We start from the raw sequence: 20,037 nt of genomic DNA, 5'->3' as shown, positions 1-20,037 counted from the left end.
GATAACTACAGGCTCACGGCAGTGGGGGCGCTAGGACGGCACGGCCAGCTCCGGCGGGTTGACGGCAGCGGGGTCCGGGTTGGCCAGCGGCAGACCCATGAACCGGCGGGCGTTGTCACCCATGAAGTCGTAGGTTCGGCGTTCGTCCATGCCTTCGGCGTACTTCCAGAACCCGCGCGGCTCGGCCAGTCCCTCCGGGTGCGGGTAGTCCGACCCGAACAGCACCTTGTCCCAGCCGACGGTGTTCACCACATCCGAGACGCTGCCCTCCCAGAACGGGCTGACCCAGATGTTGCGCCGGAACACGTCGTGCGGGTGCTCGGGGAAGTTCTGCGGCATCTTCTTGTACAGGTCGTCGAAGTCGTTGAACAGCGGGACGATCCATGAGCTGCCGTTCTCGACGCTGGCGATCCGCAGGTTCGGGAACCGGGTCAGCGTGCCGTGACAGATCAGGCTGGTGATCATGTCGGCGATCTCGCGGTGGCCCAGCACCATCCACCGGAACGCACTGATCGCCATGAAGTTCTGGGTGTGCGGCGGCTCCCACTTGCCGACGTACTCGTCGAGCGGCGGGTAACTCGCGTGCAGCACGATCGGCAGGCCGGCCGCCTCGACGTCTCGCCAGAACGGATCGAACTCCGGCAGGGCCGGTGAGCGCCACCCGTGCACACCGCGAACCGGACCCGGCTTGATCAACGCAACCTTGGCCCCGGCGGACAGCAGGTACTCGAGTTCGCGTTGCGCACCGTCGACTTCGGAGAGGTTGATGATCGGCGTGGAGAACACCCGGTTCTCGTACGCAAAGCCCCAGTGCTCGGCCATCCACTGATTGAGCGCATGGATGATCGCCAGCGTCAGCTCGGGGTCGTCGGCCGACGAGTGCTCGACGAGGCTGGCCAGCGTCGGATAGTTCAGCGCCTCGACGACACCCTGACGGTCGAGTTCGGCGATCCGGTCCGCCGGATTTCTGGTGGCGGCCGGCGCTTCGATTGCGGGGCCTTGCATTTCGCGCAGCGTCAGGCCTTCGGCGTTCTCGCCTGCGAAGAACTTCTCGTGCGCGCCGGGGGCGGCGACCCGTTCGAACGTCGGGTTCGGGATGAAGTCGCTGACGCGGGAGTTGATCACCAGCCTGGTCTGCTTGCCTATTTGCGCGTACTGCACCGCATAGCGATAGCGCTCAGGGAGGTACCGGGTGAGCGCCTCGGGTGTCTCGTACATGTGCTGATCGGCGTCGAAGATCGGTACGTCGCGCCGCTGCGCTCCGGTCATGACACCTTCTTCGGTGCAGGTGCGTACGCGGGCTTGCCCAGCCCCAGCACGTATTGGCCGATCATGTTGCGGAAGACCTCCAGCGTGCCGCCGTAGATTCCGGACAGCGGCGCGAAGCGGTACACGTACTCCGACGCCCCGTCGTCGGCAGCGCCGTCGGTCTCCACCGGAAGTGCCGCCGCGGCACCGAGAATGTCCATCAGGTCAGGTGAGATATCGCGCATGGTCTGTGCGATCGCAACCCGGCCGTAGAGACTCGGCGAACTCAGGGCGGCCTCCATCCGGGCCGCGCTACGCCCCAGTCGGTACGACACCGCACCGTCGTCGACCGCACGCCGCCCGTTGGGGTCGGACCGGCCGACGGCGGCGGCCGCCTTGTCGACCGCGGTGGCCATGAAGTTCGCCTGGTGCATCATGATCGACACATCCGCCAGGCCGTCGGCGGCGGCGGCCACCGCCCCGTGCTCGACGTTGAGCGGTTCGCGCAGGACCGTCCAGCCGCCGTTGACCTCGCCGAGGCGGTACTTGTCGTCGACCCGGACGTCGCTGTAATAGACGATGTTGGTCCGGTCACCGTCGACGGTGCGCAGACCCTGGATCTCGATGCCGGGCAGGTCCAGCGGAACGAGAAACATGGTGAGGCTCTTGTGCTTCGGCGCATCGGGATCGGTGTTGGTGATCAGGAAGACGTACTGGCAGTTGTGCGCACCGGTGGTGAACATCTTGGAGCCAGTTATGATCCAGCTCGACCCATCCGCTTCCCGAACCGCGCGGGTTTTGCAGGTGGCGACATCCGAACCGCCCTCGGGCTCGGTATAGCCCAGACACAGCCGGACGTGCCCGCTGAAAACCCCTGGCAAGACCTCGGCTTTGACTTCCTCGGAGCCGAACGTGTCGACCGACCGTGCCACCATCGACGTGGTCCCCCAGGTCACCCACGGGACCGCGAACCGGCGCTTCTCCAGTTCCCAGATCCGGCGGCGGACCCGAGTGAAGCCGCCCTCGGATTCTGGTTTCCACTCGGCCTCGAGGTATCCGGCCGCGCCCAGTGCCAGGTGCACACCCTCGTGGAAGTTGTCGCCGGTCTCCCGGTCGTGCCGGATCACCTCGTCGGTGATGTGGGTTGTCAGGAAGTCCCGGACCTCGTCGAGGAACCGTTGGTCCTCGCGGGTCAGCTCTACGCGTGAGAAATCCATGACTGCCCTATGCGGTTTCGCGGTCTGCCAGCAGGCGCCCGATCTGCTTGGCGCTTGCGCCGGGATCACCACCGGCCAGCGGCCAGCCCCTGGCCCGCACCAGGTACGCGGTCGCGGCCGCCTCCGAGGACACCCCGAGGCCACCCTGGATGTGCACGGCCATCGTCGCCGCCTTGGCCGCCTCTTCGGCCATGAACACGAACGCCGACGGCGCCAACTCGGGACGCGCGTGCGGCTCGTTGTCGAGGAACCATGCGGCGCGGCGCGCCAGGTTGCGGCCGCCTTCGACGGTGATCACCATGTTGGCCAACGGGTGCGAGATGGCCTGCAGCGTGGCGATCGGGACGCCCAGGGTGTAGCGAGACTTCGCGAACTCGGCGGCGATGGTCATGGTCTCCTCGACCAAGCCGACAAGCGCGGATGCCGTCAACAGCCGCCATTCATCCAGCGCCCGAGCATATTCGGCGAGCGCGGCCGGCCCACTGCCCAGCACCGTGCGGCTGTCCGCGGCCGCCGGATCGACCCAGGCCATCGGGAGCCGGCCGATGTTGTCGACCTTGGCCGGACGCGTACCGAAAGAGAGGAGCACGACGTCTTCACCTTGTGCGCCGTCGCGGATGATGATGTGGTCGGCGATCGACCCGGTCGGGATGAGCCGCACCCCCGAGGCACTGTCCAGCGAGGCGTCCAGGCCGACGATCTGGGTGCCGCTCATCACCTCATCGGTGAGCGCGCCCAAGCCGGCCAGCAGACGGGCAGCGCAAACGTGGTCGATCCACGGCACCGGCGCGATGTATCGCCCGAGCTCCTCGGCCACCAACGTCAGGTCCACCAGCGTGGCACCGTCGCCACCGGCCGATTCCGGGACGGCCATGGTCGTTGCGCCCATGGCGCACAACCGTTCCCACAGACTCTTGTCGAAGCCGGTGGCCTCGGCGGCCCGCACCGTCTCGATCGTGCTGTGGGTTTTGAAGAACTGCCGATAGGCGGTCTGCAGATCGGTGTGGTCCTCGGAGAGGCTGTAGTCGAGCCTGCGCAGTTCGTAGCGGTCCATTCAGCGCTCCCTGAAGAAGAAATCGTTGGCATTGTTGTACAGATAGTTGTCGAGGACTTCCGGCGGTAACTCCAGCGCCTCGGCTTCCGGTACCACGCGGTGCATTCTGAGCACCGGCCAGTCGGAGCCGAACATCACCTTGTTCGGTCCGCGGGTGCGCATGTAGTGAAGTAAGCTGTCCGGCAATCGTTTCGGTGACCACGCCGAGGTCATCAGCCGCAGATTCTCGTACTTGATCATCAACCGGATTGCGACGTCCCACCAGGGGTCGGCGCCGTGGATCATGCACAGCCGCAGTTCCGGGAACCGCACACACACCCGGTCCAGATGGATCGGATTCTGCACCTCACCGGGAATCGGCGGGCCGGGCAGTCCGGTATTCAGACACAGCGGCAGCTCCAACTCCGCGCACTTGGTGTACAGCGGGTAGTAGACGGCATCGCTGGGCGGATACTGCGCGTCACCCCAGAAGCTCGGCCCCACAGCGGCATACACAACAGGCAGGTCGGCGACGACCGCGGTCAGCTCCCGCAAGGTGGGCATCGGCCTGAGCAGGTTGAAGCCCCCCATCGCCAGTGCGAACCGGTCCGGGCGCGTTTCGGCGAACTTGCGCGCGGTGACGGACGGCTTGACGATGTTGTCCATCAGGACGGCCTTTTGCACACCCTGGGTGTCCATCTCGTCGAGCAACTCGGCCATGTCCACCGGGGCGAACATCGACTGCGGACCCTTGAAATAGTCGTCACGGACCTTGAGCATCCAACCCGGCTGCTGCTCGGCCTCACCGAAGTGGACATTGACCAGACCGTCTATCACCTTGCGTGTCATGACAGCGAAACCTTGCTGTTGGCAGTCTCTTTGGCCCATCGATAATCGGCCTTGCCGTTGCCCAGGCGCCTGACCTGGTCGACGACGATGAACTCCTTCGGCGCCTTGTAGCGCGCGAGCTGCGATGTGCAGTGCTCGTGCAGTGCGTCGTGTGCCACCTCGGCACGCAGCGCGATCAGTGCGACGAGCTCCTGGCCCCACCGCTCGCTGGGCCGTCCCACCACCAGGGCGTCGGCGACCTCGGGGTGCGCGCGCAGCACCTCTTCGACTTCCTCGACGAATACCTTCTCCCCGCCGGTGTTGACCACCAGTGAGTCCCGGCCGAACAGCCGCAGCGTTCCGTCCGGCGCCAGCGAGCCGCGGTCACCGGAGATCACCACCCGAGCTCCGTCGACCTCGGGGAAGGTCTTGCGGGTGGCCTCGGCGTCGTCGAAGTAACCCAGTGGGATCCGGCCCGCGCGGGCCACCCAGCCGACCTCGTCTTCGCCGGCGTCGAGGAAACGGCTGTAGTCCTCAGCGAGAACCAATGCGCCGTCGCGCAATTCGAAGGTGTCCTTGTGGTCGCCTCGCATGCTGCGCCCGAATCCGACGTTGCCGGTCTCCGACGATCCGTAGCCGTTGATCAGGATGATGTCGGGCAACAGCTCCAGCAGGGCACGCTGGTGCTTGAGGTTGGTCGCCGCTCCCCCCGTCGCCAACGCGAACAACGACGACAGGTCGTAGTCGCCGCTGCGCAGTTCCTCGACCAGGGGGGCGGCGTATGCGTCGCCGACCATCGTCATCATGCCGACCTTGTGCCGCTGAGCGGTCGACAGCACCCGTTGCGGATCGAACTTCGGGGAGTCGTAGAGCACCACGGTCTGACCGTTCAGCACGCCGGCGAACGCCGTCCACATCCCGGCCGCGTGCATCAGCGGTGACACCGCGAACCACGGCGCACCGGGCGTGCCGAGCTTGTCGTGGATTTCGCCGACCGACTCGTGATCGGCACCGTTCATCGAGATGGCATAGGTGTCGGCTTGCCGCCACATCACCCCTTTCGGCCGGCCCGTGGTGCCGCCCGTGCAGATCATCAGCACATCGTCTGGGGACGGGGTGATGTCGGCGTCCTGATCCCCCTGCGCCAGAGCATCATTCAAGTCGATCGCGCCGGGCAGGTTGGGCCCTTCACTGCCGTCGTCGATCGAGATCAGCAGCTCGGCGCTCTCCGGAGGCAGCACGTCGGCGAACTTGGCGCCCAGCGAGCGGTGGTAGATCACGCCGCGGGGCTTGACGTAGTCCAGTAGCTCGGCGACTTCGCGTCGGGTGTAGTGGTGGTTGACGTTGACGGGTACGACCCGGCCTTTGAGACAGCCGATGACCATGTCCGGGTAGAGGTCGTTGTGCATGATCAGCGCGACCCGGTCCTGGCCGCACTCCCAGTTCTGCAGGGCGGACCGTTCGCGGTGCGCGCCGAATCCCCTGCCTGCTAAAAAGTTCGCCAGGCGGCGCGTGCGGTCGGCCGTGTCGGCGAAGGTGCTTATGCGATCACCGCAGATCGTCATCGGCCGGTCTGGAATGACCGCGGCAATGGCATCGAGCACCGCACCGATCGTCCATTCGGGCACGACTCAGACCGCCGACGACACGGAGATACCGAGCAGGTCGAGTGCGTTGTCCCGCATCACCTTCCGGGTGTCTTCGGCACTGAACTCCGGGAACTGCGGGATGTCGGCGGTGAAGCTCATCGGATCGGCCAGCCCTTCGCCGTGCGGCCAGTCCGAGCCGAAGAGGATCTTCTCGACACCGATCGTGTCAGCCAACAGTTTCACATCGTCCTCGTAGTACGGGGCGATCCAGACGTTGTTCGTCAACTGCGCGACGGGGTCTTCCTTGAAGTGGTAGGGCGCGGTGTTGGCGGCTTTCTTCAGCCGCTTGATCAAGCGGTAGACGAAGTAGGAGCCGTTCTCGATGCTCGCCACCTTGAGCTTGGGGTGCCGGGTGAAGACCTGGTGCACGATCATCGACGCCATCGAGTCGTGGATGGCGCGGTCGTCGAGCAGCACGTTGTCGAGCGGATCCCGCTTACCGAACCCTTCGAAGGTCCCGGTGCCACCCCACAGCGCCGAAATCGCCAGGTAGCCACTGTCGGACAGGTGGAACACCACCGGCACGCCGGCTTCGGCGAGCCGGGCCCACACCGGGTCGTGCAGCGGATCGCCGAGCGAGCGCGGCTTGACCCGGCCCGGCACCGGCGCCGGCCGCACGCAGACGATCTTGGCGCCTCGGCCGAGCACGAACTCGACCTCGGCCACCGCCGCGTCCGGGTCGGCCAGCGAGATGATCGGCGCCGAGAGGAACCGATGGTCGGGCCGGTCGAAGCCCCAGTCCTCGTCGAGCCACAGGTTGAAGGCATGCACCGAGGCCATCGTCGCCTCGATGTCGCGCTTGAGCGCTTCTTCGACCCCGCACGCGAACGTCGGCAGCATGAATACGGTTTCGAGGTTTTGCTTGTCCAGGATCTTCACCCGCGCGTCCCGGTTCTGGTACTCGGGGTGATCGGCCAACCGGTCCACCTTCATCAGCGACCCCGGATCGACGCCGTCGGGGATCTCACCACGGAACAGCAAGTCCAGGCAGCCCGGCTCGATGATCGGGTCGAATGTCGGGTTCGGGATGAACTGGTTGACGACGCCACCCATGACGGCGAAGGTGCGCTTGCCCTCGGTGAGCATCTGCACGCCACGGCGCTTGAACTCCTTGGGCAGATGCCGGGTGAACGAATCCGTCGGCTCGTAATAGTGGTTGTCGACGTCAATCGCCTGGTAGTCCAGAGTCATCGGTGTCGTCCTCTCACGTCAGGGGCGGGAAGTTCGGCGGCCGCTTCTCGAAGAACGCGGTGATGCCCTCGATGAAATCGGGGCGTTGCATGGATTCGTGCATCAGCGCCTCGGCCCGACCGCTGGCGTCGGCGGCCTCGCGCAGCGCGTCGCCGTAAACCTGACGCTTGATGACGGCCAGTGAACTCGGCGCGCAGTTGGCCGCGATGTCTTCCGCGTATTCGATTGCGCGGCCGAGCAACTCATCGGGTGCGACGACTTCTTTGACCATGCCGAGTTCGAACGCCTCCTCGGCGTAGAACACCCGGCCGCTCATCAGCAGATCGAGCGCCGCACCCCAGCCGACCACTTTGGGCAGGATCCACGAGATTCCGTACTCGGCGATCAGCCCGCGGCGGACGAACGAGGTGGTGAATTTCGCCCCGGCAGCGGCGAGTCGGATATCGCACATCAGCGCCTGGGTCAGCCCGATGCCGGCGCAGGCACCGTTGATCGCGGCGATGACCGGCTTGCGCACGGTCGTGACGAACAGCGGGTGCCGCTCCCCCACCATCTTGGTCAGGTCGGCTTCGCCGGCGGTGTCGACGCTGGCCGAACTGATCGACGACAGGTCGCCCATGTCGGCCCCGGCGCAGAACGCCCGCCCGCTGCCCGTGACGACGATCGCACGGACATCGGGGTCGGCGTCGGCGGCGTCCATGCCCGCGTAGAACCCGGCGGCCAGCCCACCGCCCCAGCCGTTCATCCGCTCCGGACGGTTGAACGTCAGGACCGCGACCCCGCTGTCGAGAACCTCGTACAGAACCGGCTCGGCCGCAGCGGGATTCGCGGTGAGATGAGCGTGGGTGTCGGTCACCTACCGGTACCTCCAAGAACGGCGCGACAACATGCGAATACGTCCATACTGTACACCTATCGGTATCACCTTCCGCAATCAGTGTTCAAGCAGACCGAGTCGCTGGTAGGCCTGCTCGATCTGAGCCTTTCCAGCCTCGGGCAATTCGGTCTGCGGCGGGCGCGAATGGGGATAGTCGCCGATCGGCAATCCGAGCAGCGAGGCGGCGTACTTGAAGGCACTTCCCCAGTGGGTGAAGTAGTCGGGACGGCCCGGGTAACAGGTGAACCAGTTGCCCATGTCGATGCCGAACTGGTCGAGCCCGGACTTCTCGGCGTAGTCCATCGCCTCGACGAGTTTGTCGGCCCACACCAGCTCCCAGAATTCGGAGATGATCGGCCGCTGCGGGGTCTCGTGCAGATAGCCCGCGGTGCCCAGCTGCGCAGGACCGACGATGCCTGCCCGCAACCAGCCCGCGCGGTAGACGGTCAGATCGCATTCCCAGATGACCAGACCCGGTGCCAGCTCGTGCAACAGCCGGCTGCTGCCCGGGCGGAACGCGCCTTCCTTCGTCGCGCACACCGCGGGAATCTCGGCGTAGATGCGCGCCCCCTCCGCCGGCGTCAGCACATAGCCCGACGACGGCGAGTTGAACATTCCCAGTGCGATATCGGTGCGATCGGCGATGTATCTGAAGAACCGTAGAACGCCCGCTCCCCCGTGGGTCTCCATCATCGGCGTCTGGATGTAGACGATGTCGGCACCGGCTTCCTGGGCATGCCGAGTGAGCTCCAGACAGTCCTTGGCAGCCGTCGCCGCGGTGCAGGCTTGGATGACGACGTCGGGGTTGACCCGGCGTCCCTCCTCGATGGCGGTCTCCAGCAACCGCTTTCGCTCGTCAAGGGTCAGCGACCAGAATTCGGCGATACCGCTGGTGCACCACAGCATCGGGTGCCGCAGCTCACCGACGCAGTAGCGCACCAGTGTGCGATAGGCGTCCCAGTCGATGTCGTCACCGTCGGTTCCGGAGAACGGGGTGTAGAGACTGTTGCCGATTCCGTGCAGTCCGGTACGCGCCCAGTCCCGGGCTTCCCGCGCTCTGGCCATCACTGCTCCTCAGGTGAAATCGCTTCCGCCATCGACGTTGACGTTGGCCCCGGTCATGTACGAATTGCGTCTCGACGCCAGAAAGGCGACGACGGGCCCGATTTCGTCGGGCAGCCCCGCGCGTGGAAGGTGGGCCGGATGCCCGAAATGCTCGTCGATGGCGGCCATCAGCGCATAGGGGTCGGAGCCGTCGACGCCGACGGATTCGGCCCAGCCGGTGAGCGCCTCGGACGCGATACTTCCCGGCGAGACGACGTTCACCAGGATCTCGTCGCGGGCAAGATGCAGCGACAAATTCTTGGAGACGCTGGTGACCATTGCCTTGGCCGCGGTGTAGGCCGCCAGTCGCGCGCTTTGCCGCTGCGTCGACTGGGCGGCGAAGTTGACGATGCGCGCCCAGTCCGCGGCCCGCAGCAGCGGCAACGCGGCACGCACGCAGCGCACCATGCCCATCGCGCCCTCGTCGATCGCAGTGCGCCACTGCGCGTCGGTCAGATCGTCGAAAGTGCCTTGCACACTTGGCCCTACCGCGTTGATCAGAATGTTGAGCTGTCCGCCCCAGCGCTCACCGATGTGATCGAACGCGCGCTGAACCTGTGCATCGTCGCCGGTGTCGGCCACCACTGCCAGCGCATCCGGGCTGCCCCGCGCGCTCAGCTCGTGGGCTGCGGTGTCGAGGACCGCCGCGGTGCGGCCGATCAGCGCGATCCGCGCACCGTCGTCGGCCAGACACCGTGCGGCAGCCAAACCCATTCCGCGGCCGCCACCGACCACGACGGCGGCGGCGTCAGCGAGCCCGAGATCCACGGCCCGCCGGCTTTACGTCCCGGTCCAATTCGGCGCCCGCTTCTCGGCGAACGCGACCGCACCTTCGCGGGCGTCGTTGGAGGAGAACACCGGAATGATCAGTTCCATCTGCTTCTTCCACATCTCCGCCTGGCTCCAGTCGGCGGATTGCAGCAGCACATCCTTGGTCGCGGCGACGGCCAGCGGCCCGTTGGCGCTGATCCTCCCAGCCAGCTCGAGAGCCCCGGCCAGCGCCTCGCCCGGTTCGGTGAGGACGTTGACGAAACCCCATGCCTCGCCCTGCTCGGCGGTGAACGTCTCGCCGGTCAGCGCCAGCTCGAACGCCTTCTGATACGGGATGCGGTGCGGCAGCCGCAGCAGTCCGCCGCCGGCCGCCACCAGACCACGTTTCACCTCGGGGATACCGAACCTGGCCGTCGTGGACGCGACCACCAGGTCGGTGCCCAGGACCACCTCGGTCCCGCCGGCCACCGCGTAGCCCTCGACCGCGGCGATCAACGGCTTGCGCGGCGGACGCTCGGTGAAGCCGATCCCCCGGCCGGGGATGGCCACGGCCTCGCCGGCCGCGAATGCCTTGAGGTCCATCCCGGAGCAGAAGTTGCCGCCCGCGCCGGTGACCACCCCGACGGTCAGGTCGGGGTCGCTGTCGAGCTCGTCGACCGCGTCGGCAAGTCCTTGGCTCACAGCGAGATTCACCGCATTGCGGGCCTCGGGGCGGTTGATCGTGATGACCAGTATCCGACCTTGGCGTTCCCGCAGAACTGCGTCCGACACCGGCGGCTCCTCCATATTGGTTCGCTGGTATCGGTAAAACCTACTATAGGCTTTACAGTAACGGGAAGAGACCGACGGATCCGGAGCGGGGACGAGGCTTCACACACCACTTTCGGGGTAAGGTTTCCACCCGCTGATTCTCGAACGGAAGGGTGGACCTGCAGTGGCCAAGCCAGCGACCGCCGCCAAGCGGCCCCGGCGCGAGCGTGGGTCGATCAATCCCGACGACATCATCGCGGGCGCCTTCGAACTCGCCGAGCAGGTGTCGATCGACAACCTGAGCATGCCGCTGCTGGGCAAGCACCTCGGCGTTGGAGTCACCAGTATCTATTGGTACTTCCGCAAGAAGGACGACCTGCTCAACGCGATGACCGACCGCGCACTGGGCCAGTACGTGTTCGCCACGCCGTACGTCGAGGCCGCCGACTGGCGCGAGACACTGGCCAACCATGCGCGGGCGATGCGAAAGACGTTCATGGGCAACCCGATCCTGTGCGATCTGATCCTGATCCGCTCGGCGCTGAGTCCCCGCGCGGTACGGGCCGGCGAGCAAGAGGTCGAAAAGGCGATCACGAGTCTGGTCGAGGCCGGACTGTCCGCGGAAGACGCGTTCGACACCTACTCCGCGGTGTCGGTGCATGTTCGCGGTTCGGTTGTGCTGCACCGGCTTTACGAAAAGAACGTGGCCGCCAACGAGGATGCCCACCAGCTCGAGGACGCGATCATCGGCACCGCCGAGAGCACGCCGCTGCTGGCCCGAGTCAGCGCCGAGGGGCACCGGATCGGCGCCGCCGACGAGCGAAACTTCGAGTTCGGCCTCGAGTGCATCCTCGACCACGCGGCCGCGCTCATCGAGGCGGGCGCGAAATCCGCACCGCCGAAGTCTCGGCGAAAGGGCTAGCCGTCCGCCGAGCGTGACGCCAGAGTCACCGTCGGCGCCGAGCGTGACTCTGGTGTGACGCTCGGGGTATCAGACCTCGATGACGACCGCGCCGCCCTGGCCGCCGCCCGCGCACATCGCCGCGACGCCGATGCCACCGCCGCGACGGCGCAGCTCATAGATCAGCGTGGTGATCATCCGGGCGCCGGACGCCGCGATCGGGTGGCCGAGGCTGCAACCGCTGCCGGAGAAGTTCACCAGTTCCTCGTCGATGCCGTACTCCTTGCAGGCCGCGATCGGTACCGAGGCGAAGGCCTCGTTGATCTCCCACAGCGCCACATCAGACGGCGTGAGGCCGGCCCGGTCGAGCACCTTGCCGATCGCCGCGACCGCGCCGAGGCCGGTGTCGCGAGCGGGCACACCGGCAGCTCCCCACGCCTTCACCGTGGCCATGACGTCGAGTCCGTTGGCGCTCGCGTAGTCGCGGTCGGTCAGGGTGACGGCGGCAGCCGCGTCGTTGGTGCCGCTGCTGTTGCCTGCGGTGATCGAGAAGCCCTCGATCTCCGGGTGCAGCACCTTCAGGCCGGCCAGCTTCTCGACGGTGGTGTCACGGCGCGGGTGCTCGTCGACGGCGAACTCGGTGACCGAGCCGTCGAACTGCTCCACCTTCAGCGGGATGATCTCGTCGGCGAACTTGCCGGCATCCTGGGCGGCGACAGCACGCTGGTGGCTGCGCGCGGCCCATTCGTCGAGCTGCTGGCGGCTGATGCCGTAGGACTGCGCGGTGTTCCAGCCGACCGTGATCGACATGTCGCGGGCCGGGGCATCCGGGGTCTCGACATGGATCGGGGGCAGCCAGCGCTCCTCGAACTTCAGTTCCGGGCCGGGGATGCGCTGGTTCATCAGCGGCGTCATCGACAGCGACTGCACACCACCGGCGACGAGTACCTTCTCCATGCCGGAGCCGATCTGTGCCGAGGCGTTGCCGATGGCGGTCAGGCTCCCCGCGCAGTGCCGGTTGACGGCCTGGCCCGGTACGTTCTCGAAGCCCGCGACCAGAGCGCAGTAACGGGCGAGATCGCCGCCGCCGTAATGCGATTCGGCGATGATGATGTCATCGATGGCGTTCGGGTCGACGCCTGCGCGGCGAACCACCTCGGGCAGCACGGCGCCCAGAAGCACTTCGGGCGGGGTGTTGACCAGCGTCCCCTTGAAGGAACGACCGATCGCGGTCCGGACGGCACCGACGATGACTGGTTCAGGCATGACGACCTCGCTTCGACGTTGAGACGTTACAAAAGTAGCAGAATGTGTATTGCCAGCGGTAAGTGGTACACGTCACTTTGGCTCAGGCACGTGGAAGTGTTGGTCACGCAGCCGGAACGCCTCTTTGGTGCCGACCTGCGCCCGGGTCTTGACGAAGTTGAACTCCCCAGGCGCGAACTGCAGGTTGGTGCCGTATGCGTGGAACAGATAGCTGGCCACTTCCTCCCCCTGGTAGGCCTGGCTCTGCTCGACCAGCCGGAAGGCTTCCTTGGCGATGACCACACCGTCGGCAGGCATCTTGGCCGCCTTCTCGGCCCAGTACCGGGCCCGCGCCGTCACCGACCCGGCGTCGCACGTCTCGGTGAAGACGCCGAGGTGCTCGACGTCGCCGGCGGTGATCGTGTCACCGGTCAGCAACAGCCGTCGGGCCAGCACCGGACCGAGCCGATGAAAGAACATGTGCAGGCCGCCGAGCGCAGGCCCGAGGAAGCGGGTGGCCGGCATCCCGATCTTGGTGTCACGGGCGATGACCGAGATGTCGGTCATCAACGCCATCTCGAAACCACCGCCGAGTGCGTAGCCGCTGATCTCACCAATCGTCACCTTCGGAAAGCCCATCAGGTTGTGGTAGAAGCCGAATGACTTGCGGTCCACCGTGAGTCGGCGGCGTTGACTGGGGCGGCGCCCGGAGGAGGAAGTCTGCTCCTCCGACTTATCGCCGTACCAGCCGTAGGCATTGTTCATGTTCGCGCCCGTGGAGAACACACCTTCGGCGCCGCGCAACAGCACGACTGTGATGTCGTCGTCCTCAGCGACGACATCCAGGTAGCGGCCGACGGTTTCGCGCATCGCCGCGTCGTAGGAGTTGCGCTGGGCGGGGTTGTTCAGCGTGATGGTCGCAATGCGCTTCTCGCGGTCCACCTCGAACAGCACACGGTTGTCGTCGGTCATGGTCGGTTCCTCACCTGGGGTCCGGATTCGAAATGAGCTTGGCCTCAATGGTTCTGTCCCGACCGAAGGCCAGGGTGTTGCGGCGAGCGGCGGCCAGATGATCCTGGGCCAGCCGGACCGCCCGCTCGGCGTTGCCGTCACGGATCGCGGCCAGCATCTTCTGATGGTCGCTGAGTGCGGCTCGCATGGTCTTGTGCCGCATCGGGTCCGGTTCATCGCTCCATACCGAGGACTCGTGAGCCGACCAGATCAGCTCGAGCGAGCCGATCAACAGAATCATCGGCTCGTTGCCGCATCGGGACACCAGAGCCTCGTGAAATCGACGGGCATTGGGAACGTACTGCGAGCTGTCATCGAACTGCTCTTCCTGACGGTCGATTTCGTCCTGCAGATACGGCACGACTTCGCTCATGCGGTCTTCTCGGGCCGCACACATCCCCGCACAGATCGGCTCCAGATGCATCAGCGCCCCGCTGACATCGGCCGGGGTGGACGAGCGTGACTGCAGCACCATGCTGATCATGTGGGCGGTGCGGTCAGCCGACGGCAGATGCACCACGGCACCGCCCATGTTGCCGCGCCGCACCGACACCAGACCGTCGACCTCGAGGATGTGAATCGCCTCGCGCAAAGCGGGTGGGCTGACGCCGAACTCGGTGAACAGGCTTTCCTGGGACGGCAGGACATCACCTTCCCGCAGTCGGCCGGAGAGAATGTCGTCACGCAGCCGCGACGCGACGATGTCGGCGACGCGGGGCTGGCGGATACGCGGAACGGCTGCCATCGACTCCCCTCGCCACGCCATCCTTGCTATCTTGTACAAGATAGCACTACTGTTGGGCTATCCGTAAAGTCGCGAAGGGCGGAGTTTTCGGTGGGTGACGAGGCCCGATCGGCCGACGGTGTAGTGACCACATCACGCGATGGTTCGGTGCTGCACATCCTGCTCGATCGCCCGGGCCGCCGTAATTCCCTGAGCCCCAGCATGATCGACTCCCTGAACAACGCACTGGTCGCCGCGGCCAGTGACGACGAGTTGCGCGCGGTGCATCTGAGCGGAGCCGGGTCGGACTTCTGCGCCGGTGTGGACTGGGTCGGCTCCAACAGTGGGGGGCAGCGCCCCCGCACCGGCGATCTGGTCCGCCGCGTCCCGCACACCGCGCACCGCGCCATCGAACTCATTCACACGCTGCACCTGCCGGTCGTGTGCACGGTCCGCGGCTGGGCCGCAGGCATGGGCTGCAACCTGGCGCTGGCGGCCGACTTCACGGTGGCCGCCGCCGGCGCGGTGTTCTGGGAACCGTTCGTGGCCCGCGGCTTCAGCCCGGACTCCGGCGCGACGTGGCTGTTGCCCCGACTGGTGGGTGTCGCCCGCGCCAAGGAGATGCTGCTGCTCGGCGAGAAGATCGAGGCTGCGACCGCCGCGCAGTGGGGCCTGATCCACCGCAGCGTCGCGGATTCCGACCTCGAGGCCACCGTGGCCGCCCTGCTGGACCGGCTGGCGTCCGGTCCCACGGTCGCGATCGGCCTGGCCAAGCAGGCCATCAACCACAGCCAGCACGCCACCCTGAACCAGGCCATGACCCAGGAGTTGTTCAACCTCGAATTGTCTTGCCGGACATCAGACTTCAAAGAGGGCCTGGCGGCATTTCGAGAGAAGCGCACACCCGGCTTCACCGGGCGATGAGAGATGAGGAACCACTGATGTCGGCACAGTCGTACGCCACCATCGGCTTCGAGGTCACCGGCCACACGGCAACGATCACGTTGAACCGGCCGGAGGCGCTCAACGCGCTGAGCCCGCACATGATCACCGAACTGCGCAGCGCCTACGACCGGGCGGAGAACGACGACAACATCTGGTTGTCGATCGTCACCGGCACGGGGCGCGCGTTCTGCACCGGAGCCGACGTCAAGGAGATTCCCGAAGACGGCAAGGTGATCGACGAGCGGCCCTACCTGTCCACCTACGACCAGTGGGAGGCGCCACAGGAAGGCACCCCGCCGTTCCGGCGGATGGCCAAGCCGGTGATCGTGGCGATCAACGGAATCTGTTGTGGCGCAGGCCTGGACTGGGTGACCACCGGCGACATCGTGATCGCCTCGGACCAGGCGACGTTTTTCGACCCGCACGTGTCGATCGGTTTGGTGGCGGGCCGCGAGATGGTACGGCTGGCCCGGGTGTTGCCGCGGACGGTGGCGTTGCGGATGGCGATGATGGGTAAGCATGAGCGCATGGATGCTGCCCGTGCCTATGAGCTCGGACTGATCACCGAGATCGTCGAACACGACCGGCTCCTCGAGCGGGCCCACGAGATCGCGGAGATCGTGACCCGCAATGCGCCGCTGGCGGTTCGCGGCACCCGCTTGGCGATCATCAAGGGACGGGAGATCCCGATGCACGAAGCCGAGATGCTCGCCGAGGCCTTCCGGGAGCGCAACCTGCACACCGAAGACTCGCTCGAAGGACCCCGGGCCTTCATCGAGAAGCGCGCACCCGAATGGCACTGCCGATGACCGCCGCGTTCGAGACCATCCTGCTCGACTTCGACCGGATCGATCACGTCGCCACCATCACCCTGAACCGACCTGACCAGCTCAACGCGTTCAACCGCACCATGTGTGAAGAAGTTGCCGCTGCATGGCGAATCGTGAAGAACGACAACGCCATCCACGCGGTGGTGCTGCGCGCCGCCGGCGAACGGGCCTTCAGTGCGGGCTTGGACATCAAGACCCCGTACGGCCAGCCGCAGAATGTGTGGAACCACGAGGACCCGGGTGAGCTGCTCAGCCCGAAGTGGCAGAAGATGTGGAAGCCCGTCGTGTGTGCGGTGCACGGCATGTGCACGGCGGGGGCGTTCTACTTCGTCAACGAGTCCGACGTGGTGATCTGCTCCTCCGACGCCACGTTCTTCGACTCCCACGTCAGCGCCGGTCTGGTCTGTGCGCTCGAACCGATCGGCCTGATGCGCAAGATCGGGCTCGGCGAGTCGCTGCGAATCGCGCTGATGGGCAATGACGAACGGGTCAGCGCCGACACCGCACTGCGCATCGGTCTGGTGTCCGAGGTCGTCGAGCCCGACGATCTCTGGTCGCGGGCCCACGAGATCGCCGCCACCATCGCTGCCAAGCCACCGTCGGCGACCCAGGGGACGGTCAAGGCGATCTGGGAGTCCCTGGATAAACCCTATCGGGTGGCCATGGAGCAGAACCTGATCTACACCCGGCTGGGCAACCCACTGGGTCAGGCCGAGCTGGCCGAGCAGGAGCGCGACGGGATCCGGGTCACCCCGAAGGTTCGGTGATGAGCGCTTGCGCGAAGAACAGACCGCGGTGATGAGCGCGCTGAGCCGCCGGATCAGCGACGTTCTGCGGCTGGCCCCCGCGGCTCACGCGATCGAATACGACGGCCACTGGTACACCTGGCGGCAGCTCGCGGACGCGAGCAGTCACATCACCTCGGTCGTGGAACCCGGCACCGACGTGGGAATCCTGCTGCGCAACACCCCCGCTCACGTGGCCGCACTGCTGGGGGTGCTGGCTGCCGGCGGCTGCGTCGTCGTCATCAACCCGTCCCGCGGCGACGAGCGGATCAGGGCGGACGTCGCCGCGCTGACCCTGCCGGTCATCATCGGCACCGACGAGGACATCACTTTGCTTACGCATTCGGCCGATACCACCACCGTGGTGTCGATCGGCGACCTCGACACCGCTCCGCGGATCCGGCCCGGCGCACCGATCGATGCCGGCCCGGGGCGGGTGGCCGTCCGAATGTTGACCAGTGGCACCACCGGACCGCCCAAACGGGTGGACCTCACCTACGACATGCTGGCGGTCTCGGTGATCGGCACCGACTTCGCGACGGCGCCCGCACCGACGGCGATGTCCGGCGGCGTCGCGATCGTCAACGCGCCGCTGGTGCACATCGGCGGGGTGTATCGGGTTCTGCAATGTATCTGCCAGGCAAGACCGTTCGTTCTCCTGCCCCGCTTCGAACTGGGCTCTTGGGCAGCAGCGGTGCGCCGCTACTCCCCCAAAGCGGTGTCGCTGGTGCCCGCGGCGCTGCGGATGGTGCTGCAGTCCGACCTCGGTCCCGATGACCTTGCCGGGGTCCGCGCCGTCACGTCCGGGACGGCGCCGTTGTCGGCCGAGGACGCCGACGCGTTCTTCGACAAGTTCGGCATCCCGGTGCTGACCTCCTATGCGGCAACCGAATTCGGGGGCGGCGTGGCCGGCTGGACGTTGGTCGATCACCGGAAGTACTGGGAGTCCAAGCGCGGCAGCGTAGGCCGCGCCACCTTGGGTGCCGAGCTGCGGGTGGTGTCCGACGACGGCGTCCCCCTGGCCGCGGGCCAGGTGGGACTGTTGGAGGTGAAGCCCGGTCAACTCGGGCACGACGCCCCGTGGCTGCGTACCACCGACCTCGCACGCATCGACTCCGACGGCTTCCTGTGGATCCTGGGCCGGGCCGATCAGGCCATCATCCGAGGCGGCTTCAAAGTGCTGCCCGACGATGTCCGCGCGGCGCTGGAGACCCACCCCGGCGTGCTCGGCGCGTCGGTGGTGGGCCGGCCCGACAAACGCCTCGGTGAGACACCGGTCGCGATGGTCGAGCTGCGCCACGGCGAGTCTGTCACCGATGCGGAGCTGGTCGAGTACCTGCGGACCCGGCTGGCGCCCTATGAAATCCCCTCGGCGATCTCGATAGTCGACGCGATCCCGCGTACACCCTCGGGTAAAGCGGACCTGAGTGCGGTTCGGCAACACTTCACCGGCCGTGACCGCTGACACCGTCGGACGGCTGCTGCGCCACCAGGCCGCCGCCCGGGGCCACCATCCGCTGCTGGTGTGCGATGCCGAGCGGCTCACCTACCGCGAGGCCGAGGAACGCTCCGCCCGACTGGCCCACGGACTGATCGCACTGGGCGCGGGCCGAGGCACTCACGTCGGAGTGCTGTATCCCAACGGCGCTCAGTTCGTGGTCGCGATGCTCGCCGCAGCGCGCATCGGTTCCGTCGTTGTGCCGTTCTCCACCTTCTCGACCGGTTCCGAACTGGAAACCCAGCTGGTCCACAGCGACACCGAGATCCTGCTCACGGCACGCTCTTTCCGCGGCCACGACTTTTCTGCGCGGCTCCGGGGCGTGACCGCGCCGCGTCTGCGCCATGTCGTGTTCGACAACGACATCGCCGCCGTGGCTGAGCCGACAGCCGTCGACGGAGACGTCGGCGGCCGCGACCCCCTGGTGATCGTCTACACGTCGGGATCCACCGGAGCCGCGAAGGGTGTGGTGCACACCCACGGGGCGCTGCTCGGACATCAGCGCAACCTCAACGAGATTCGCGGTCTGACCGCGCAGGACATCCTGTTCTGCAACTCACCGTTCTTCTGGATCGGCGGCTTCGGCTTCGGTCTGCTGGCGACGATGGTCGCGGGTGCGACGCTGGTGTGTTCCAACGCCACCGATGCCGGCGCCGTTCTCGATCTGCTCGAGGACGTGCGGCCCACGATCACCAACGGATTCGTTTCCGGCATCGCGCATCTGGCGCGTCATGAGAGCTTTGCGCGGCGCGATCTGTCGTCGATGCGGCGCGGCAACCTCTACCCGATCATGGCTCCTGATGTCCGGCCCCGTGATCCGGAACTGAGGCACAACATGCTGGGCCTGACCGAAGCCGGCGGTGTGTTGTTGCTCAGCGCAGACGAGACCGACCAGCCCGAACACCGCCGCGGGTCGTTCGGTAAACCCGCGCCCGGCTTCGAAACCACGATCGTCGACGGCGAGCTGTGGATTCGCGGCCGGTACTTGATGCAGGGCTATTACAAGCGCAGCCGCGACGAGTGCTTCGACGCCGACGGATGGTTTCACACCGGCGATCTGGTGCGCACCGACGCCGATGGGTTCTTCTACTTCCTCGGCAGGCGAGGATCGATGATCAAAACAGCCGGTGCCAACGTATTTCCCGCCGAGGTGGAGAAAGCGATCACCCGCGTGACCGGCGGACTGGCCGCCCACGTGATCGGCATCCCCGATCCGGGACGCGGCCAGATCGTCGTCGCGGCGGTGGTCACCCCGGATGCCGGCGCGTTTGACGCCGGCGCGCTGCAACACAGCCTCAGGGCCGAATTGTCGGCGTACAAGATCCCGCGACGCGTCGTCGCACTGACTCCCGACCAGCTCCCGCTGATGTCCAGCGGCAAGATCGATGTGCGCCGCCTGCGCGAGGTGCTGAGCGGGCAGGGGTAACTTC

19 protein-coding genes are annotated in these 20,037 nt (G+C 66.5%); 6 read left to right on the top strand and 13 right to left on the bottom strand.

The genetic code is table 11. The annotated features are described in order from the left end of the window. Positions 1-30: 30 nt before the first annotated feature. The 10 genes from CRM90_RS17835 to CRM90_RS17790 form a co-directional block, all read right to left on the bottom strand. Positions 31-1,269: an amidohydrolase family protein gene (locus tag CRM90_RS17835; RefSeq protein WP_102808266.1), complete on the bottom strand. Its 1,239-nt coding sequence runs from the start codon at positions 1,267-1,269 to the stop codon at positions 31-33. Next, positions 1,266-2,465, bottom strand: a complete 1,200-nt coding sequence (locus tag CRM90_RS17830; RefSeq protein ID WP_102808265.1) for an acyl-CoA dehydrogenase family protein — start codon at positions 2,463-2,465, stop codon at positions 1,266-1,268. Before CRM90_RS17830 ends, CRM90_RS17835 begins: the two co-directional genes overlap by 4 nt. A gap of 7 nt (positions 2,466-2,472) precedes the next feature. Then, positions 2,473-3,519 carry an acyl-CoA dehydrogenase family protein gene (locus CRM90_RS17825; RefSeq protein ID WP_102808264.1) on the bottom strand — a complete coding sequence of 349 codons (1,047 nt, stop codon included), beginning with the start codon at positions 3,517-3,519 and terminating at the stop codon, positions 2,473-2,475. Continuing rightward, positions 3,520-4,347 carry an amidohydrolase family protein gene (locus tag CRM90_RS17820; protein ID WP_102808263.1) on the bottom strand — a complete coding sequence of 276 codons (828 nt, stop codon included), beginning with the start codon at positions 4,345-4,347 and terminating at the stop codon, positions 3,520-3,522. It abuts the gene before it with no gap. Beyond that, positions 4,344-5,954, bottom strand: coding sequence for an acyl-CoA synthetase (locus CRM90_RS17815; protein ID WP_102808262.1), 1,611 nt, complete (start codon positions 5,952-5,954; stop codon positions 4,344-4,346). The genes CRM90_RS17820 and CRM90_RS17815 overlap by 4 nt, the downstream gene beginning before the upstream one ends. A gap of 3 nt (positions 5,955-5,957) precedes the next feature. After that, positions 5,958-7,166 carry an amidohydrolase family protein gene (locus CRM90_RS17810; protein ID WP_102808261.1) on the bottom strand — a complete coding sequence of 403 codons (1,209 nt, stop codon included), beginning with the start codon at positions 7,164-7,166 and terminating at the stop codon, positions 5,958-5,960. Positions 7,167-7,179: 13 nt separating this feature from the next. After that, positions 7,180-8,022 carry an enoyl-CoA hydratase gene (locus tag CRM90_RS17805; protein ID WP_102808260.1) on the bottom strand — a complete coding sequence of 281 codons (843 nt, stop codon included), beginning with the start codon at positions 8,020-8,022 and terminating at the stop codon, positions 7,180-7,182. Positions 8,023-8,100: 78 nt separating this feature from the next. Beyond that, positions 8,101-9,108, bottom strand: coding sequence for a dihydrodipicolinate synthase family protein (locus tag CRM90_RS17800; RefSeq protein WP_102808259.1), 1,008 nt, complete (start codon positions 9,106-9,108; stop codon positions 8,101-8,103). Between the two features lie 9 nt (positions 9,109-9,117). After that, on the bottom strand, positions 9,118-9,915 hold the full coding sequence (locus tag CRM90_RS17795; RefSeq protein WP_102808258.1) for an SDR family NAD(P)-dependent oxidoreductase: 798 nt from the start codon (positions 9,913-9,915) through the stop codon (positions 9,118-9,120). 12 nt (positions 9,916-9,927) lie between these two features. Then, on the bottom strand, positions 9,928-10,689 hold the full coding sequence (locus tag CRM90_RS17790; protein WP_199189934.1) for a crotonase/enoyl-CoA hydratase family protein: 762 nt from the start codon (positions 10,687-10,689) through the stop codon (positions 9,928-9,930). Between the two features lie 163 nt (positions 10,690-10,852). Here CRM90_RS17790 and CRM90_RS17785 point away from each other — a divergent pair, with 163 nt between their 5' ends. Continuing rightward, complete coding sequence (locus CRM90_RS17785) at positions 10,853-11,590, top strand: TetR/AcrR family transcriptional regulator (protein ID WP_102808256.1); 738 nt, start codon at positions 10,853-10,855, stop codon at positions 11,588-11,590. A 69-nt stretch (positions 11,591-11,659) separates the two neighbouring features. Here the strand turns inward: CRM90_RS17785 and CRM90_RS17780 are convergent, their stop codons facing one another. The 3 genes from CRM90_RS17780 to CRM90_RS17770 all read right to left on the bottom strand — a co-directional run bounded on the left by CRM90_RS17780 (position 11,660) and on the right by CRM90_RS17770 (position 14,570). Continuing rightward, positions 11,660-12,835 (bottom strand): thiolase family protein, encoded by a 1,176-nt coding sequence (locus CRM90_RS17780; RefSeq protein ID WP_102808255.1) that lies wholly within the window; start codon positions 12,833-12,835, stop codon positions 11,660-11,662. Between the two features lie 72 nt (positions 12,836-12,907). Further along, positions 12,908-13,786, bottom strand: a complete 879-nt coding sequence (locus CRM90_RS17775; protein ID WP_102808254.1) for an enoyl-CoA hydratase/isomerase family protein — start codon at positions 13,784-13,786, stop codon at positions 12,908-12,910. A gap of 10 nt (positions 13,787-13,796) precedes the next feature. Further along, entirely contained in the window at positions 13,797-14,570 is a 774-nt protein-coding gene (locus CRM90_RS17770; protein ID WP_102808253.1) for a FadR/GntR family transcriptional regulator, read from the bottom strand. Positions 14,571-14,693: 123 nt separating this feature from the next. Between CRM90_RS17770 and CRM90_RS17765 the strand changes: the two genes are divergently transcribed. Genes CRM90_RS17765 through CRM90_RS17745 form a run of 5 tightly spaced genes read left to right on the top strand, consistent with a single transcriptional unit; the run spans position 14,694 to position 20,033 of the window. Further along, positions 14,694-15,473 carry an enoyl-CoA hydratase/isomerase family protein gene (locus tag CRM90_RS17765; RefSeq protein ID WP_233209378.1) on the top strand — a complete coding sequence of 260 codons (780 nt, stop codon included), beginning with the start codon at positions 14,694-14,696 and terminating at the stop codon, positions 15,471-15,473. A 17-nt stretch (positions 15,474-15,490) separates the two neighbouring features. After that, the gene (locus tag CRM90_RS17760; protein WP_102808251.1) at positions 15,491-16,303 is read left to right on the top strand and encodes an enoyl-CoA hydratase/isomerase family protein; all 813 of its coding nucleotides are present in this window, start codon (positions 15,491-15,493) and stop codon (positions 16,301-16,303) included. After that, positions 16,288-17,091 carry an enoyl-CoA hydratase/isomerase family protein gene (locus CRM90_RS17755; RefSeq protein ID WP_502693286.1) on the top strand — a complete coding sequence of 268 codons (804 nt, stop codon included), beginning with the start codon at positions 16,288-16,290 and terminating at the stop codon, positions 17,089-17,091. The genes CRM90_RS17760 and CRM90_RS17755 overlap by 16 nt, the downstream gene beginning before the upstream one ends. A 31-nt stretch (positions 17,092-17,122) precedes the next feature. Next, a complete protein-coding gene (locus tag CRM90_RS17750; RefSeq protein ID WP_102808298.1) occupies positions 17,123-18,574 on the top strand; it encodes a class I adenylate-forming enzyme family protein in 1,452 nt (483 codons plus the stop codon). Further along, the gene (locus CRM90_RS17745; RefSeq protein ID WP_102808297.1) at positions 18,564-20,033 is read left to right on the top strand and encodes a class I adenylate-forming enzyme family protein; all 1,470 of its coding nucleotides are present in this window, start codon (positions 18,564-18,566) and stop codon (positions 20,031-20,033) included. The genes CRM90_RS17750 and CRM90_RS17745 overlap by 11 nt, the downstream gene beginning before the upstream one ends. Positions 20,034-20,037 lie beyond the last annotated feature (4 nt).

Origin of the sequence: Mycobacterium sp. ENV421 (assembly GCF_002887815.1) — a bacterium.
In the GTDB taxonomy this organism is placed as follows: domain Bacteria; phylum Actinomycetota; class Actinomycetes; order Mycobacteriales; family Mycobacteriaceae; genus Mycobacterium.
Note: the sequence above shows the minus strand (reverse complement) of the source record. Positions and strands in the feature narration are given on the sequence as shown.

Excerpts from the sequence above, each read along its gene's own strand:
- CRM90_RS17755 (WP_502693286.1), top strand. The coding sequence starts at position 16,288 with ATGGCACTGCCGATGACCGCCGCGTTCGAGACCATCCTGCTCGACTTC.
- CRM90_RS17830 (WP_102808265.1), bottom strand. The coding sequence starts at position 2,465 with ATGGATTTCTCACGCGTAGAGCTGACCCGCGAGGACCAACGGTTCCTC.
- CRM90_RS17820 (WP_102808263.1), bottom strand. The coding sequence starts at position 4,347 with ATGACACGCAAGGTGATAGACGGTCTGGTCAATGTCCACTTCGGTGAG.
- CRM90_RS17825 (WP_102808264.1), bottom strand. The coding sequence starts at position 3,519 with ATGGACCGCTACGAACTGCGCAGGCTCGACTACAGCCTCTCCGAGGAC.
- CRM90_RS17770 (WP_102808253.1), bottom strand. The coding sequence starts at position 14,570 with ATGGCAGCCGTTCCGCGTATCCGCCAGCCCCGCGTCGCCGACATCGTC.
- CRM90_RS17800 (WP_102808259.1), bottom strand. The coding sequence starts at position 9,108 with ATGGCCAGAGCGCGGGAAGCCCGGGACTGGGCGCGTACCGGACTGCAC.
- CRM90_RS17750 (WP_102808298.1), top strand. The coding sequence starts at position 17,123 with ATGAGCGCGCTGAGCCGCCGGATCAGCGACGTTCTGCGGCTGGCCCCC.
- CRM90_RS17810 (WP_102808261.1), bottom strand. The coding sequence starts at position 7,166 with ATGACTCTGGACTACCAGGCGATTGACGTCGACAACCACTATTACGAG.
- CRM90_RS17760 (WP_102808251.1), top strand. The coding sequence starts at position 15,491 with ATGTCGGCACAGTCGTACGCCACCATCGGCTTCGAGGTCACCGGCCAC.
- CRM90_RS17780 (WP_102808255.1), bottom strand. The coding sequence starts at position 12,835 with ATGCCTGAACCAGTCATCGTCGGTGCCGTCCGGACCGCGATCGGTCGT.
- CRM90_RS17835 (WP_102808266.1), bottom strand. The coding sequence starts at position 1,269 with ATGACCGGAGCGCAGCGGCGCGACGTACCGATCTTCGACGCCGATCAG.
- CRM90_RS17775 (WP_102808254.1), bottom strand. The coding sequence starts at position 13,786 with ATGACCGACGACAACCGTGTGCTGTTCGAGGTGGACCGCGAGAAGCGC.